General features: G+C 60.9%; 13 protein-coding genes and 1 pseudogene. 5 read left to right on the top strand and 9 right to left on the bottom strand.

The genetic code is table 11. The annotated features are described in order from the left end of the window. Window positions 1-7: 7 nt before the first annotated feature. From ACZ9H3_RS20235 to edd, 9 genes are all read right to left on the bottom strand, one after another. Window positions 8-1354: a carbohydrate porin gene (locus ACZ9H3_RS20235; RefSeq protein WP_476222225.1), complete on the bottom strand. Its 1347-nt coding sequence runs from the start codon at window positions 1352-1354 to the stop codon at window positions 8-10. A gap of 54 nt (window positions 1355-1408) precedes the next feature. Then, window positions 1409-2584 (bottom strand): ABC transporter ATP-binding protein, encoded by a 1176-nt coding sequence (locus tag ACZ9H3_RS20230; RefSeq protein ID WP_099773657.1) that lies wholly within the window; start codon window positions 2582-2584, stop codon window positions 1409-1411. 3 nt (window positions 2585-2587) lie between these two features. Then, window positions 2588-3433: a carbohydrate ABC transporter permease gene (locus ACZ9H3_RS20225; RefSeq protein ID WP_409276584.1), complete on the bottom strand. Its 846-nt coding sequence runs from the start codon at window positions 3431-3433 to the stop codon at window positions 2588-2590. Beyond that, window positions 3426-4334, bottom strand: a complete 909-nt coding sequence (locus ACZ9H3_RS20220) for a carbohydrate ABC transporter permease (RefSeq protein WP_065760150.1) — start codon at window positions 4332-4334, stop codon at window positions 3426-3428. The genes ACZ9H3_RS20225 and ACZ9H3_RS20220 overlap by 8 nt, the downstream gene beginning before the upstream one ends. A gap of 86 nt (window positions 4335-4420) precedes the next feature. After that, window positions 4421-5683 carry an ABC transporter substrate-binding protein gene (locus ACZ9H3_RS20215; protein ID WP_102052859.1) on the bottom strand — a complete coding sequence of 421 codons (1263 nt, stop codon included), beginning with the start codon at window positions 5681-5683 and terminating at the stop codon, window positions 4421-4423. Window positions 5684-5855: 172 nt separating this feature from the next. After that, on the bottom strand, window positions 5856-7316 hold the full coding sequence (locus ACZ9H3_RS20210) for an ATP-binding protein (RefSeq protein ID WP_476222221.1): 1461 nt from the start codon (window positions 7314-7316) through the stop codon (window positions 5856-5858). Continuing rightward, on the bottom strand, window positions 7297-8022 hold the full coding sequence (locus ACZ9H3_RS20205; protein ID WP_065760153.1) for a response regulator: 726 nt from the start codon (window positions 8020-8022) through the stop codon (window positions 7297-7299). The genes ACZ9H3_RS20210 and ACZ9H3_RS20205 overlap by 20 nt, the downstream gene beginning before the upstream one ends. Before the next feature lie 47 nt (window positions 8023-8069). Continuing rightward, window positions 8070-9026: a glucokinase gene (locus ACZ9H3_RS20200; RefSeq protein WP_454240830.1), complete on the bottom strand. Its 957-nt coding sequence runs from the start codon at window positions 9024-9026 to the stop codon at window positions 8070-8072. Beyond that, entirely contained in the window at window positions 9023-10849 is a 1827-nt protein-coding gene (edd, locus tag ACZ9H3_RS20195; RefSeq protein ID WP_476222219.1) for a phosphogluconate dehydratase, read from the bottom strand. The genes ACZ9H3_RS20200 and edd overlap by 4 nt, the downstream gene beginning before the upstream one ends. A gap of 267 nt (window positions 10850-11116) precedes the next feature. Here edd and gap point away from each other — a divergent pair, with 267 nt between their 5' ends. The 5 genes and pseudogenes from gap to arcD all read left to right on the top strand — a co-directional run bounded on the left by gap (window position 11117) and on the right by arcD (window position 17000). After that, entirely contained in the window at window positions 11117-12118 is a 1002-nt protein-coding gene (gene gap / locus ACZ9H3_RS20190; protein WP_099773652.1) for a type I glyceraldehyde-3-phosphate dehydrogenase, read from the top strand. Window positions 12119-12335: 217 nt separating this feature from the next. Beyond that, window positions 12336-12734: a YbaN family protein gene (locus ACZ9H3_RS20185; RefSeq protein ID WP_065760158.1), complete on the top strand. Its 399-nt coding sequence runs from the start codon at window positions 12336-12338 to the stop codon at window positions 12732-12734. Between the two features lie 125 nt (window positions 12735-12859). Next, a pseudogene (locus tag ACZ9H3_RS20180) lies at window positions 12860-14140 on the top strand (methyl-accepting chemotaxis protein); the annotation flags it as partial. Window positions 14141-14242: 102 nt separating this feature from the next. After that, a complete protein-coding gene (locus tag ACZ9H3_RS20175; RefSeq protein ID WP_371917225.1) occupies window positions 14243-14998 on the top strand; it encodes a methyl-accepting chemotaxis protein in 756 nt (251 codons plus the stop codon). 574 nt (window positions 14999-15572) lie between these two features. Next, on the top strand, window positions 15573-17000 hold the full coding sequence (arcD, locus tag ACZ9H3_RS20170; RefSeq protein ID WP_454240827.1) for an arginine-ornithine antiporter: 1428 nt from the start codon (window positions 15573-15575) through the stop codon (window positions 16998-17000). Window positions 17001-17029 lie beyond the last annotated feature (29 nt).

The raw sequence follows: 17029 nt of genomic DNA, 5'->3' as shown, positions 1-17029 counted from the left end.
TATTAGGTCAGAACACCGACTGAATCTTCAAGCCGGCGACGACCGCGTTGTCCACCTCATCCACACCCCCTGGGCTGCGGACGTACTGCAGGTTCGGCCGTACGGTCAGCCAGTTGGTGACGTGAAAACCGTAGTACAGCTCGGCGTTGTATTCGGTCTTCTGGACAGGGACGAACGCCGGGTTGTCGTAGTCGTTGATACCACTGACGTCATTGAGCAACTCTGCACGTTTTTTCACATCGTCGTTCACGTGAATACGCGCCACGCCAAAGCCGATGTCGTCCTTGGGTCGCCCGTCAAAGGCACCTTTGTAGACCAGGCCAACCTGCTGGTAGTTATCGACCACGTTGGTGGCCTTGTCGTGAACAGTGAAGTTGGCGAAAAGGCTCAAGCCACGTGCGGCATCGCCGTTGTGCGCAGTGACCTGCTGCTGGGCGACAACCCACCAGCCATGCTTGCTGCTGTGCGATTTGAAGTCATTACCGGTTAGCGCCTGCGGTTGGCCATTGACGTCTTCAAAGACATCGTCGGCCTTGGCAGTGCTGTAGTAATAGCCAAGACGGTACTCACCCGGCAGGTCGTTGACCTTGGGCGACCAGACCATTTCCACCGGCAGGATCATGCCCTTGGTACCACTGCCACTGAGCTTGAAGCCGTTGCCGGTTTCCAGGTTGGACGGGTTCTGCTCAAACACGCCGACCTGAGCGAAGAACTCCGGGGTAATGTTGTACTTGACCCGCAACGCCCACTGGCTGACGGGCCAGTTGTACCAGATGCTGCCAACCCAGTTGCCAACCTGGGATCCACAGAACGCCAGGTTCTGGAAGTCGCAGGGGAAGCTGTTGAAGTCCTCACCCGGGCCGAAGCGGCCGACTTTGACATCCAGCGCCTGATCGAAATACTGCTGCTTGATCCACATCTGGGTCAGCCGCCAGGTCTGGCCGCGCCCCCAGACTTCCTGCACCGAACTGAACTGCCCGGCACGCGGATCACTGATGCGGTCGTTGGACAGGTTACGGCCACTGCGTTCCGTAACGGCCAGCTTGAACTCGGTATCCTGCCAACCGAGGATCTTTTCCAGGTCCAGCTTCACGCCCAAGGCAAACTGGTCGCTGTAGCGCGCCGTCTTGTCATCGTTGTAGCCACCGCTGAGGTTGCCAGCCACCTCGCCCACGTACTCCAGCGAGAAGTCGTAACCCTTCTCCAGCAACTCGGTACGCGTGCCGCCCCAATCTCCGGTCATCCATTTCGATTCCGGGTCGAAAGCACCGGCAGCGTGAGCACCACCGTTTACCCCGAACGCAGCCAGCAAGGTCAGCGGAGCCAGCGACCTGATACGTTTGTAATGAGCCATCCCTTGTTTCCTCGTCTTATTGTTATCGATGGATTTACACGTCCTGCAAACGGCTCAACGCCCCTTGAACTGCGCCACATTGTCCTTGGCTACATTGTCCTTGGGCGCATGCACTTGCGGGTTGCCGACCACACCCAATCGCTCACCCGTTACGGCGTCGAACAGCAACACCCGCGCCGGGTCGAACTGCAGGTTCAGGTTGTCCCCCACCTGCACCGGGCAGTCAGGCGCCAGGCGACAGCAGACTTTGGTGCCGTTGAGGCTGACGAACACCAGGGTGTCCGGGCCGGTAGGTTCGATCACCTGCACCTCGGCACGAATACTGGGCAGGCCATTGGGCTGTTCCGGTGCCAGGCAGACTTGTTCGGGGCGAATGCCCAGAATCACTTCACGCTCTTCCAGGCCCGCATCGTCGATGCCCATCGGCAACTCGCAGCGCGCCTGACCACTGTCGAGCAGCGCCAGCAGCCGGCTGTCCTTGCGCTGCAGACGCAAAGGAATGAAGTTCATCGGCGGTGAGCCAATGAAACTGGCGACAAACAGGTTGGCCGGGTCGTTATAGATCTGCTGCGGAGTTCCGAACTGCTGGATCAGCCCATCCTTCATCACAGCAACCTTGTCACCCAGGGTCATCGCTTCGATCTGGTCGTGGGTCACGTAGACCGTGGTGGTCTTCAAGCGTTGGTGCATCAGCTTGATCTCGGTGCGCATCTCCACCCGCAACTTGGCATCGAGGTTGGACAGTGGCTCATCGAACAGGTAGATCTTCGGCCGCCGCGCCAACGCCCGGCCCATCGCCACGCGCTGTTGTTGACCACCCGAGAGCTGACCGGGCTTGCGATTGAGCAGGTGCTCGATCTGCAGCAGCCTGGACACCCGCGCCACCTCTTCTTCGATGGCGGCGGCGGGCATCTTGCGGATCTTCAGGCCGAAGGCGATGTTCTCCCGCACGTTCATGGTCGGGTACAGCGCATAGGACTGAAAGACCATGGCAATGTCCCGGTCCTTCGGGCTCATGCCGCTGATATCAGCCTCATCCACCAGGATCGCCCCGCCGCTGATCTGCTCCAGCCCGGCGATGCAGTTCATCAAGGTCGACTTGCCGCAGCCCGAGGGGCCAACCAGAATCAGGAACTCGCCCGAGTCGATCTTCAGCTCGATGTTCTTCAAGGTGTCCGGCAGGCCACTGCCGTAGGTCTTGTTGACGTTGCGCAATTCAAGCGTTGCCATAATTCACCCCTTGACCGCGCCGGCAGTGAGCCCGCGCAGGAAATACTTGCCAGCCATCACATAGACCAACAGGGTCGGTAACCCGGCGATCATCGCCGCCGCCATGTCGACGTTGTATTCCTTGACCCCAGTGCTGGTGTTGACCAGGTTGTTCAGCGCCACCGTGATGGGCTGGGCATCGCCGCTGGCGAACACCACGCCGAAAAGAAAGTCGTTCCAGATCTGCGTGAACTGCCAGATCAGGCAGACCATGATGATCGGCACCGACATGGGCAGCAGGATCTTCCCGAAGATGGTGAAGAAGCCCGCACCATCGAGCCGTGCCGCCCGCACCAGGGCATCCGGGACACTGGTGTAGTAGTTGCGAAAGAACAGCGTGGTAAAGGCCAGGCCATAGACGATATGCACCAGCACAAGGCCCGTGGTGGTGCTGGCCAGGCCCAGCTTGCCGAGGGTGAACGAGGCCGGCAGCAGCACGGTCTGAAACGGCAGAAAGCAACCGAACAACAGCAAGCCGAAAAACAACTGCGAGCCACGGAAGCGCCACATCGACAGCACATACCCGTTAAGCGCCCCCAACAGCGTCGAAACCACCACCGCCGGTACGGTGATTTTCACCGAGTTCCAGAAGTAGCCACCCACGGTGTCCCAGGCCTTGATCCAGCCGATGCCCGTGATCACCTCGGGCCAGCTCAGCAAGTTGCCGGTGCGGATGTCCTCCGGTGATTTGAAGCTGGTCAGCAGCATCACGATCAGCGGGATCAGATAGACCGCGCAGGCCAGCAGCAAGGTGCCGTAGATGGCCAGGCGGCTGAGGCTGAAGCCACGCGCAGCAAGAGGCTTAGTCATGGCGCTTATTCCTCAATTCCGAGTACAGGTAAGGCACCAGGATGGACAGGATCGCCCCCAGCATCAGAATCGCGCTGGCCGAGCCCATGCCCATCTGCCCGCGGCTGAAGGTGAAGGCGTACATGAACATCGCCGGCAAGTCGGAGGCGTAGCCCGGGCCACCTGCAGTCATCGCGGCTACCAGGTCGAAACTCTTGATCGCAATGTGCGCCAGGATCATCAGTGCACTGAAAAACACCGGGCGCAGGCTCGGCAGGACAATGCGCAGGTAAATACTCGGCAGGCTTGCCCCATCGACCTGGGCGGCACGGATGATCGACTGATCGACACCCCGCAGGCCCGCCAGGAACAAGGCCATGACAAAGCCCGAGGCCTGCCACACCGCGGCAATCACCAGGCAGTAGACAACGCGGTCCGGATCGACCAGCCAGTCCAGGCGAAAGCCCTCCCAGCCCCAATCACGCAGCAGCTTGTCCAGGCCCAGGCCGGGGTTGAGCAACCACTTCCAAGCAGTACCGGTGACAATCATCGACAGCGCCATCGGGTACAGGTAGATGGTGCGGATAAAGCCTTCACGGCGGATGCGCTGATCGAGCAACACCGCCAGCAGCACGCCGACCACCAGGCTGATGCTGATGAACAGCCCACCGAACACCAGCAGGTTCTTGCTCGCCACCCACCAACGGTCGTTCTCCAGCAGCTTGGCGTACTGCGCCAGCCCTACCCATTTGTAGCTGGGCATGAAACTGGAGTTGGTGAACGACAGCAGGAAGGTCCAGAAGATGTAGCCATAGAACCCCACCAGGACGATCAGCATGCTTGGCGCCAGCACCAGTTTTGGCAGCCAGCGTTGCAATGCGTCGAGGGGCGAGGCCTTGTTGAGTGCAACAACAGTGCTCATCGTGGAAATCTCGAATGGAGGGCGGCGCGAAGCACCGCATCGCCGGCAAGGCCGGCTCCTACAGCGGGTAGAGCAGGCTCACAGCCTCACTTGGCCGACTTGATCGCCGAACTCAGTTGCTTGACCGCCTTGGCCGGATCGGCGCTCGGGTCATTGAGGAAGTTGGTGACCACATCGAAGATGGCCCCCTGCACGGCAAGCGACGTGGCCATGTTGTGCGCCATGCTCGGTTGCAGGCCGTCACCTTTTTCGGCGTCCTTGAAGTCCACCGACGACTTCTGCGTGCAGGCGTCGAACAGGCTCATGTCCATGTCCTGACGCACCGGCAGCGAGCCTTTGTTCCGGTTGAACACGGTCTGGAACTCAGGCTCCAGCGCGACCTTGGCCAGATCGTTCTGGGCCTTGATGTCGTTCGCGTTCTTGAGTTTGAACATCGCCAGCGAGTCGATGTTGTAGGTAAAACTGCCCTGGGTTCCGGGGAAGGCCACGCACAAGTAGTCCTTGCCGGCGACCTTGCCTGCAGCGGTCCACTCGCTCTTGGCCCAGTCGCCCATGATCTGCATGCCCGCCTTGCCGCTGATGACCTCGGCCGCCGCAATGTTCCAGTCACGCCCCGCGCGGTTCGGGTCCATGTAGGTGCCCAGGCGCTGCAAGGTCTTGAACACCTCGACCATTTTCTCGCCGGTCAGGGCCTGCTCATCAAGCTCGACGAAGGCCGCGTGATAGCCCTTGGTCCCCAGAATGCTCAGTGCCAGGTCTTCGAAAACCGTGCTGTCCTGCCATGGCTGACCGCCATGGGCGAGCGCAGTGAAGCCTGCAGCCTTGAGTTTGTCGGCAGCAGCAAAGAGCTCATCAAGGGTGGTCGGCACCTTGGCACCGGCTTTCTCGAACACCTGCGGGTTGATCCACAGCCAGTTGACCCGGTGGATATTCACCGGCACCGCAACGTAGTGGCCGTCGTACTTCATGATGTCGGCGACTTGTTTGGGCAGCAACGCATCCCAGTGGTTGGCCTTGGACACGTCATCCAGTTCGGTCAGCAGGCCGAGGGCGCCCCACTCCTGGATGTCCGGGCCCTTGATCTGGGCGGCGGCAGGGGGGTTACCGGAAATGGCCCGGGTTTTCAGTACGGTCATGGCGGCTGCGCCACCGCCGCCGGCAACGGCGTTGTCCTTCCAGACGAAACCGTCTTTCTTGACCTGTTCCTTCAGGGTTTCCACGGCCTTTGCTTCACCACCGGACGTCCACCAGTGCAGCACTTCCACTGTACCGGGATCGGCAGCGACGGCGCTCAGGGGGAACAAGGAGGCAAGAGAAATGACAGCGGCGAGGCGAGTAATCGCATTCATCGAAGGGAACCTTTTCTTGTTGTTATGCAGGTGCAAGTCGTGGTGCTTGCGCTGCATGGCAGTCTAACCAGAGGCCCGCCCGCTGGACGTAACGAAGGGATGCGCGAATGTCACCAAACAGTGACATTGTGCAAGCGCCGCCCTGTCCCGGCCGACCGCCAATTCAGTGAACTCAATCACCGGTTCGCGGCAGGCGCAGGGTGACCCGCAGCCCCCCTTCACGCAGGTTTTGCAGGGTCAGCTCGCCGCCATGACTGTGAGCAATATTGCGGGCGATCCCCAGGCCAAGGCCATAACCCTGCTGCTGCCCGGCCAGCCTGAAGTGTGGTTCGAACACCTGCTCCAGACGCTGCTCGGGCACGCCAGGGCCCTCGTCATCGACATGCAGCACGAACGCCTGATCGCTGTCCTCGATCCGCAGGTGCGCACGCTGGCCGTACTTGAGCGCATTGTCGATCAGGTTGCCCATGCACCGGCGCAGCGCCAGCGGCTTGCCGGGGTATGGCGCCAGCACCTGCCCCTCAAGGGTGACCTGACCGGTCCCCAAGTAGGGCTCGATCAGGCCATGCAGCGCCTGGGCCAGATCGATCGGTTCGATGTTCTCGTGGATGTCGGTATCTTTCACACACTGCAGCGCGCCCTTGACCAGCATCTCCAGCTCATCCAGGTCACGGCTGAACTTGTGCTGCACGTGCTCGTCATCCAACAGCTCGACCCGCAGCCGCAAACGGGTGATCGGGGTGCGTAAATCATGGGAAATCGCACTGAACAACTGGCTGCGCTCCGTCAAATAACGGCTGATGCGCTCGCGCATGGCATTGAAGGCACGGCCTACCTCGACCACTTCGCTGCCACCGCCTTCGACCACCGGCTCTACCTCGGCCGCCCCTAACGAAAGGTCCCGCGCCGCCCGCGCCAGGCGTTTCAACGGACGGCTCTGCCAATGCACCAGTACACCGATGAACAGCAACAGGAAGGTACTGGTCAGCACCATGAAACCGATCTGCTGACCCGGCACGCCCTCCTCTTCCAGGCTGGTGTACGGCTCAGGCAACAACGAGGCGATGTACAGCCACTCACCCGGCGCCAAACCGATTTGTGTCACCAGCACCGGCGGATCAAGTGGCGCCAGGGTCAGCGCATAATGCGCCCAGGATCGCGGCAGTTCGTCCAACTTCAGGCCGCTGTTGAACACCCGCAGTTCCTTTGGGCTGACGAACTCCACAGAGATACTCATCTGCTCACCCAGGCGTTGGCGCAACACCTGTTCCACGGCTTCGATCACTGCTTTTTTGCGCGGTGTGGCCGGCAACATCTGCATGTCCAATGGACGGTCGTTGAGCGACACTACGAAACGGGTACCGCCCATGCTACGCAACTGGTCCAGCACCATCGGCCGATAGGCCACAGGCAGCGAGCGAAAGTAGCTGACGCTGGCGGTCATCGAGTGAGCCAGGCTGCGCGCACTGGCCACCAAGCCCTCCAATTGGCTGGCCCGCAGCTGCGAGAGCCAGATCAGGCTGGCCAGCCCCTGGGCCAGCAACACCGCCAACAACGTCAACAGCAGCATGCGTCCGAGCAGCGAACGCGGCCACGGCAGGCGCCAGCGCCGCTCAGTGCGCAGGCGCGACATGGGCTGCCAGCAGATAACCGCTGCCGCGAACGGTACGAATCAAACGGGGTGGTTTGTCGGTGTCACGCAGACGCTGACGCAGGCGGCTGACCGCCATGTCGACAATCCGGTCCAGCGGCATCGGTTCCCGACCACGGGTCGCATTGCCGATGGTGTCGCGGTCGAGGATTTGTTGTGGATGATCGAGAAACAGCTTGAGCAAGGCGAAATCCGCCCCCGACAGAATCACCTCTTCACCGTCGCGGTGAAACAGCCGGTGGCTGACCGTGTCCAACCGCCACTCATCGAACGCCAGTACCTCGCCGCCGTTACGCTCCTGAGCAAATCCGGCTCGGCGCAACAGGGCTTTGATACGCGCCTGCAACTCGCGCGGGCTGAACGGCTTGCCCAGGTAATCGTCGGCCCCCAACTCCAGGCCAATCACCCGATCGGCCTCATCGGAGCTGGCCGTCAACATGATGATCGGCACCTGGGACTGGCGCGGATGTTGGCGAGTCCAGCGACACAAGCTGAAACCATCTTCATCTGGGAGCATCACGTCGAGGATCACCAGATCATGGCCACCCTCGTCCAATGCCTGACGAAACCCCTGACCGTTGGCCACCGCACACACAGCAAAGCCTGAACGGCTCAGGTAGGCTTGCAGCAGTTCACGAATGTCCTGGTCATCATCGACCAACAGGATCGACTTACCGGCAGTACTCAATGAATTGATCCTTGGCGGGTCTTGTTGCCCGCTGCACGCTTAAGCCCTCAGGCCTGTTTCTGCTGCAAGGCGACACCGGCGCCGAGCAGGCCGGAAAATTCGGCCGTCACCAGCCATACCGGTACGTCCTTGAAATAGCCGCTCATGCAGCCCTTGTCAGCAAAACACTCGGCAAAACCGCTGTTCAGGAACAGTTCGGCGAAGCGCGGAATCACGCCGCCAACGATGTACACACCACCGCGTGCGCCCAAGGTGAGTACATTGTTGCCCGCCACCCGCCCCAGGAAGCGACAGAACTGCTCAATTACCGAACACGCCAACGGCTCGCCAGCCAGAGCCGCCTCGGTGATCGCAGCCGGGGTATGCAGCACTGCACGATGGCCATCCAATACGCAGATCGCCTGGTACAAGCGCAGCAAACCGCCGCCACTGAGCACGGTTTCAGCGCTGACATGGCCGATTTCACGCTCGATCTGTTGGCGAATCGCCGCTTCACGGGCATTACCGACCGGCAGATCGACATGGCCGCCTTCGCCCGGCAAAGCCATCCAGCGCCCCTCGCCCAATGACAGCAGGGTACCGACGCCCAGGCCTGTGCCTGGGCCGATGACCACCGCCGGGCGCAACGCCTCGGCCTGCCCGGCACACACCTCGCGAAACTCGCCGGGCTGCAATCGGGTCATGCCCAGGGCCATGGCCGAGAAGTCGTTGATCAGCAGCAGCTCATCCACCTGCAGGGTCTTGCAGAATGCCTGCCGGCTGAGCCGCCAGTGGTTGTTGGTGAAACGAAACGCATCGCCGTCTACAGGCCCTGCGACGGCCAGGCACACAGCGCCCAAGGCGCCACGCGCCAGGCCATGGTCGCTCAGGTAAGCGTCGATGGCCTGTTCCGGGCTGGTGTAGTCGGCGGTCTGATAGACCTTTACCGAGTGCATCCGATCGTTTTCCCACAAGGCAAAACGGGCATTGGTGCCACCGATGTCGCCCACCAGCGCACGCTTCATTTCAGCGCCTCCAGTGACGCGGTGAAGGCACTGGCGCCGTGCTGCGCCGAACTCATCGCATGGCGCATGAAGCCAAACAGCTCGCGCCCACAGCCCAGGTCATTGCCGGTTGGGGCTTGCGCCAGCGGCCTTGCCGCCAGCTCGGCCTCATCGACACGCACCAGCAGCGTACCCGTATGACCATCGACACGAATGATGTCGCCATCGCGTACCCGCGCCAGCGGGCCGCCATCGAAGGCTTCCGGGCAAACGTGGATAGCCGCGGGGATCTTGCCCGAGGCGCCAGACATGCGCCCGTCGGTGACCAGCGCGACCTTGAAGCCACGGTCTTGCAACACACCGAGAAACGGCGTCATCTTGTGCAGTTCCGGCATGCCATTGCTGCGCGGCCCTTGAAAACGCATCACCGCGACAAAGTCGCGCTCCAGCTCGCCGGCCTTGAAGGCATCGGCCAATGCCTGCTGATCATGGAACACCCGCGCCGGGGCTTCGACCACCTGATGCTCCGGGGCCACCGCCGAGACTTTCATTACGCCCAGCCCCAGGTTGCCCTGCATGACCCGCAAACCGCCTTCAGGCGAGAACGGACGGGCCAGTGGTCGCAGGATGCTCTCGTCCAGGCTGGCCGCAGGGCCGTCACGCCAGACCAGTTTGCCCTCATCAAGGAACGGCTCCTGGGTGTAGCGGCGCAGCCCATGCCCCGCAACAGTGTTGACGTCCTCGTGCAACAGGCCGCCATCGAGCAGCTCGCGAATCAGGAACGCCATGCCGCCAGCGGCCTGGAAATGGTTAATGTCGGCCTTGCCGTTGGGGTAGACATGCGACAGCGTCGGCACGACTTCGGAGAGGTCGGCCATGTCCTGCCAGGTCAGCTGGATACCGGCCGCCTGCGCAATGGCGGGCATGTGCAGGGTATGGTTGGTCGAACCGCCAGTGGCGTGCAGCGCCACGATGGAGTTGACCAGCGCCTTCTCGTCGACGATTTCGCCCAAGGGCATGAAGTTGCCGCTGGCCCTGGTCATCCGCGTGACCTGTTGCGCCGCATAGGCGGTCAGGGCATCACGCAGTGGCGTGTAGGGGTTGACGAACGAAGCGCCCGGCAAGTGCAGCCCCATCACTTCCATCAGCAACTGGTTGGTGTTGGCAGTGCCATAGAAGGTGCAGGTGCCGGGGCTGTGGTAGGACTTCATCTCCGACTCCAGCAGCTCTTCGCGGCTGGCCTTGCCCTCAGCATAACGCTGGCGTACGTCGGCTTTTTCCTTGTTGGAGATCCCCGACGGCATCGGCCCACCCGGGACGAACATCGTCGGCAGGTGACCGAAACGCAGCGCACCCATCATCAATCCGGGAACGATCTTGTCACAGATCCCCAAGCACAGCGTTGCGTCAAACATGTTGTGCGAGAGCGCCACCGCGGTTGCCATGGCGATCACCTCGCGGCTGGCCAAGGCCAGTTCCATGCCAGGCTCACCTTGGGTAACACCATCGCACATTGCCGGCACACCGCCTGCGAACTGGCCGACTGATCCAACCTCGCGCAATGCCTGCTTGATCTGCTCCGGGAAGTGCTCGTAGGGCTGATGCGCCGAGAGCATGTCGTTATAGGCCGAGACAATGGCGACGTTGGCCGAGTTCATCAGGCGCAGGTTCTGCTTGTCCTGAGGGGCGCAGCCGGCCACACCGTGGGCAAAGTTGGCGCACTGCAGCTTGGCTCGCATCGGTCCGTCACTGGCGGCCCCGCGAATCAGTTGCAGGTAGCGCTCGCGGGTAGGACGACTGCGAGCGATCAACCGTTCGGTGACCTCAAGGATGCGCGGATGCATGTACTGGACTCCAGGCTAGCGGTGGTTGCGACCGGTGCAGCAGTTTCCCTTATCGCCAATCCCCGCCTAGGCTCTTGTACAGGGGATCGGTCGTATCAGGAGGACGACCTGCCAGGTCACTCGTTGTATATCGAACAAAATACTGCCATCAAAAAGGCTTGTTTTCTATTTTTTTAGGAATAATCTTGTTATTCCAACAACAAAATCAGATTCAGTGAAGTGTTCACTCGCATCTCGGGCTTCACCTGGTCTGCAAGAGGCAGCTCCATGACCCTACGAATTGCAATCAATGGCTTTGGCCGCATCGGCCGCAACATTCTTCGTGCACTCTATACCCAAGGCTACCGCCAGGACCTGCAGGTCGTCGCCATCAACGATTTGGGGGACAGCGCGATCAACGCTCACCTGCTCAAATACGACAGCGTCCATGGGATATTCGAGGCCAGCGTGGCGTCCGATCAGGAAAGCCTGACCGTCAACGGTGACCGCATTGCCGTCAGCGCCATTCGCAACCCTGCCGAGCTGCCCTGGAAGGCCGAGGCCATCGATGTGGTCTTTGAATGCACCGGGCTGTTCACCGACCGCGCCAAGGCGGCCGCCCATCTTACTGCCGGGGCACGCAAAGTCATTATCTCGGCACCGGCCAAGGGCGCTGACGCCACCATCGTCTATGGCGTCAACCACGACATTCTGCGCCAATCGCACCAGATCATCTCCAGCGCCTCCTGCACCACCAACTGCCTGGCACCGGTGGCCCAAGTGCTGCACCGCGAACTGGGCATCGAGCAAGGCCTGATGACCACGATCCACGCCTACACCAACGACCAGAGCCTTACCGACGTGTACCACAGCGACCCGTTCCGCGCCCGCGCGGCCACCCAATCGATGATCCCGAGCAAGACCGGTGCCGCCGAGGCGGTGGGCCTGGTGTTGCCGGAACTGGCCGGCAAGCTGACCGGGATGGCGGTGCGGGTACCCGTGATCAACGTGTCGCTGGTCGACCTGACGGTGAACCTCAAGCGCGAGGCGAGTGCCGAAGAGGTCAACGCCCTGCTCAAGGAAGCCAGCCAACACTCGAAGGTCCTCGGTTACAACAACCTGCCGCTGGTCTCCTGCGATTTCAATCACAACCCGTTGTCATCGATTTTCGACGCCAACCACACCAAGGCCAACGGCAAGCTGTTGAAGGTGCTGGCCTGGTACGACAATGAGTGGGGCTTCTCCAACCGCATGCTGGATAACTGCCTGGCGCTGTGCAACGCGCAATGAGTCGGTGCAGGCGATAACAACGCGAAGGGGAGCGCCTCCCTTTCGCGGCCCGCAGCCATACCCCTGCCGCACCTGCCCCCCCTGTAAGCACAAGCAGCCAAGCCAAGACGTGCTGGATCTTCATCGCCAAAGGCCGCAAACTGCGCGACGAAGCTCCCTTCAAGCCCGCTATCGCCACTGACGGCAACCGGGCCCTACCCGCACAGTCAAAGCGCCCATGCCTCGCCCACCCGCCTCCAAGTTGTCCCGCCTGATGTTCGGCCTACTGGCTTATACAAGCCTGACTATTGGCCTGATTGCCATTTTCGTTCCCGGCCTGCCGACCACCGAGTTCATTCTGCTCGCTGCCTGGGCCGCCACCCGCAGTTCCCCGCGCCTGAGCCACTGGCTGGAAAATCACCGCCTGTTCGGCCCCATGCTGCACAACTGGCACAACGGCAAGGTGATAACCCGCAAGACCAAGTTCAGCGCCTCCGTGAGCATGCTGCTGTGCAGCGCACTGATGCTGGTAATGCTCGAACATCGCTGGCCGCTGTTTTGCGCCCTCGCGGGCATGGCCCTGGTCAACCTGTGGATCTGGTCACGCCCGGAACAGGTTTCTGTGACAAACAGATGACCGCCCACCGCATACGACTAAAGTCTAACAAGGCCCTGCCGATACACCGATATCGCTGAACTCATCTGGCGAACAGCGCCGAGCAACTCGGCTTTTCAACGACCCGTTCATTTGCGAGTACGTTCATGTTCGACACGCTTTCGATTCGTCTGAAAATCGTTCTGCTTTCCGGCCTCTGCCTGCTGGGGGTCGTTGCCCTGGTCGTCAGCATCAACCTGTACCAGTCCCACGACAGCGATCAACTGGTCGATAAAGCCAGCAGCACCATGCTCACCCGCAACGTACAGGCGTTGCTGCAAGCGCGGGCGGGTGAAAAGGCCGAGCTGCTCAAACGCACCTTCAGCAACAAGCTGACCCTGGCCACTGGCGTCGGCGACCAGGCGCTGGACCTTCGCAAGCTGGGCCAGGCCCAGACGATGGACGCGGCCAGTGTACGCGCCGCCCTGAGCCAAAGCCTGGCGACCGCGTTCAATCGCAACACCGACATCCTCGGCCTCTGGCTGGTGTTCCAGCCCAATGCCCTGGACGGCCGCGACAGCGCGTTCGTCAATACACTGGCAAATGGCGGCAACGACAGCGGGCGCTTCGCCACCTATTGGAGCCGCGCCCAGGGCACCGCACTGAACACACTGATTGTCGAAGGCGACCTGGCCAAAACCGAGCTCAACCTCAGCGGTACCCCTTACAACAGCTGGTACACCTGCACTTTCAACAGCGCCCAGCCCTGCCTGCTGGAACCTTATGAAGATACCGTCGGCGGCAAAAAAGTGCTGATGACCAGCATCACCGTACCGCTGCTCAGCGACGGCAAGGTGATTGGTGTGGCCGGCGTCGACATGGCGCTGGACGATCTGCAAACCGCTGCCAGCGCCGCCCAGCGTGAACTGTTCGACGGTGCCGGCCACCTGCTGGTCGTTTCTTCAGGTGGCCTGCTCGCCGCCAACAGCAATGACGCCAGCAAAGTCGGCCGAGGTATTGAGCAGGCCCTTGGCCAGGAAGGTCGGCAGGCACTGGAAAGGCTTACCGACAAACGCCCTCACGTCATCGAGCAGGGGACAATGGTTCGCGCCCTGTACCCGGTCGAACCGATCCCGGGCAGCAAACCTTGGGGGGTGTTGATCGACCTGCCAAAAGACGTACTGTTAGCCGATGCCAGTGCACTGCAAAAGGTGCTGCAAGAGGCCCGTACCAGCGGCACCCTGAAGGTTCTGTTGCTCGCAGCCCTGGCCGGTCTTGGCGGCCTGCTGGTGATCTGGATGACCGCCACCGGCGTAACCCGACCACTGAACAGCGTGGCCGCGATGCTTGAAGACATCGCCAGCGGCGACGGCGACCTGACCCAACGCCTGCACTATGCCCGGCAGGACGAACTGGGACGACTGACCGGCGGCTTCAACCGCTTCCTAGACAAGCTGCAGCCGATCATCGCCCAGATCAAACAGAGCATCACTCAAGCACGCGCCACCGCCGACCAGTCCTCAGCCATCGCCCAACGTACCAGCGACGGCATGCAGGTGCAGTTCCGCGAAATCGACCAGGTGGCCACCGCCTCCAATGAAATGAGCGCCACCGCCCATGACGTCGCCAACAGTGCCGCAAGCGCTGCCAATGCCGCCCGTGGTGCCGATCAGTCCGCCAAGGACGGCAGTGCAATCATCGAGCGCAGCACCCGTGACATCGCCCTGCTGGCCGAGGATGTCAGCAAGGCGGTTGGCGAAGTCGAAACCCTGGCGGCCAACAGCGAACAGATCGGCTCTGTACTGGAAGTCATTCGCAGCATTGCCGAACAAACCAACCTGCTGGCCCTCAATGCCGCCATTGAGGCCGCACGTGCCGGTGAGAGTGGCCGTGGCTTCGCCGTGGTCGCCGATGAAGTGCGCAACCTGGCCAAGCGCACCCAGGAGTCCGTGGAAGAAATTCGCCAGGTGATCGAACGCCTCCAGAGCAATACCCGCAGCGTGGTCGCAACCATGCATGCAAGCCAAGGCAAGGCTCAGGAGAACGCCGGGCAGATTCATCAGGCCGTCGCAGCCCTTAACCGCATCAGCGAAGCGGTGACAGTCATCAGCGACATGAACCTTCAGATCGCCAGCGCCGCCGAACAGCAAAGCTCAGTGGCAGAAGAGGTCAACCGCAACGTCTCGGCAATTCGTGGTGTCACCGAAACCCTGACCGGCCAGGCGGCCGAGTCGGCGCAAATCAGCAATCGACTCAACACCCTCTCCTCGCAACAGATGGCCTTGATCGAGCAGTTCAAGGTTTGACCCTCTAGCCCATGCTGGCGTCCGCAGCATCGACCCCAGGTCGCATCTGCGCACGCCAGCAAAGCCCCGGCACCGGCAATACCTCCTCCCCGACATACAACCGATAGCGGTTGCCTTCCCCAGCGCCGAGCCTTCGGACATCCCGCCCTGTCCCGCATTTGTAACGTTGGCGATGCACCCTGAATTAACGGCATTTGTTCCGTGCGTGTTTATAGGTAATGACGCATTCAAACCAGAGCGCTAATAACTGGCGCATCTATACCAACGGCATTAAAACAATAGTTTTGAACAGCACTTGATCTCCATCAACTTAATAGGAATTTCTCCCGACAAAAATTTGCGAATCCCGAAAAAGGGGCTAGCGTCAAATCTCGAATCACCCTAGATAAAATGCTCTAAAAACCCATGAAAGCCCAGCCAGACGGGGGCTTCAGCACTTCAAAAACAGACAGGAATACACCGCCTAACTATTTGAACAACAATGGAATGCAGCCATGAACTGACCTGAATCAGTTCATCCAAAAGTCGCCGATTTTATGCTGGCCTCTCTCTTCTGCTGGAATGGAGTTATCCAATGTCAGACGCTCCTGGAAAACTAAAGCTCGGTGCGCTAGTCGCACTTGTGGTGGGCTCAATGATTGGCGGTGGTATCTTTTCACTGCCGCAAAACATGGCCGCCAGCGCTGATGTCGGTGCAATTCTGATCGGCTGGGCTATTACCGCAGTCGGCATGCTGACCCTGGCCTTCGTCTTCCAGACCCTGGCCAACCGCAAACCGGATCTGGACGGCGGGGTGTATGCCTATGCCAAGGCCGGCTTCGGCGACTACATGGGCTTCTCATCGGCCTGGGGTTACTGGATCAGCGCCTGGATAGGTAACGTCGGCTACTTCGTGCTGCTGTTCAGCACCCTGGGCTATTTCTTCCCGATCTTCGGCGAGGGCAACACGCCTGCCGCGATCGTCGGCTCGTCAATCCTGCTCTGGGCCGTACACTTCCTGGTGTTGCGCGGGATCAAGGAAGCGGCCTTCATCAACCTGATCACCACCGTCGCCAAGGTGGTGCCACTGGTGCTGTTTGTTCTGATCACCCTCTTTGCCTTCAAACTGGACATTTTCACCGCTGACATCTGGGGCCGCATGAACCCGGACCTGGGCAGCGTGATGAACCAGGTGCGCAACATGATGCTGGTCACCGTCTGGGTGTTCATCGGTATCGAAGGCGCGAGCATCTTCTCGGCGCGGGCAGAAAAACGCTCGGACGTGGGTAAGGCCACGGTCATCGGTTTCATTACCGTGCTGCTCTTCCTGGTGCTGGTCAACGTGCTGTCGCTGGGCATCATGACGCAGCCCGAACTGGCCAAGTTGCAAAACCCGTCGATGGCGGCGGTGCTTGAGCACGTGGTCGGTCACTGGGGCGCGGTGTTGATCAGTGTAGGCCTGGTCATCTCGCTGCTGGGCGCGCTGCTGTCCTGGGTGTTGCTGTGCGCCGAAATCATGTTCGCAGCGGCCAAGGACCACACCATGCCGGAATTCCTGCGCCGTGAGAACGCCAAGCAGGTACCGGCCAATGCCCTGTGGCTAACCAATGCCATGGTGCAGATTTTCCTGGTCATCACCCTGTTCTCTGCCAGCACCTACCTGAAGCTGATCTACCTCGCCACCTCGATGATCCTGGTGCCTTACCTGTGGTCGGCAGCCTATGCCGTGCTGCTGGCGGTACGCAATGAAACCTATGAACAAGCCTTGGCCGAGCGCAAGAAGGACCTGTTCATCGGTGCGATTGCCTTGATCTACGCGATCTGGCTGCTGTACGCCGGCGGCGTCAAGTACCTGCTGCTCTCGGCGTTGCTCTATGCCCCTGGCGTGATTCTGTTCGCCAAGGCCAAGCATGAAGTCGGCCAACCCATTTTTACAAACGTGGAGAAGTTGATTTTCGCCGCCGTGATCGTCGGCGCCCTGGTGGCAGCCTACGGCCTGTATGACGGCTTCCTGACCCTGTAACCCCCGTATTCGCAACTTGGAGGAAATAA

This window comes from Pseudomonas sp. TE3910 (assembly GCF_056279025.1).
The sequence above is the reverse complement of the archived record's forward strand: the minus strand, read 5'-3'. Positions and strand labels throughout refer to the sequence as shown.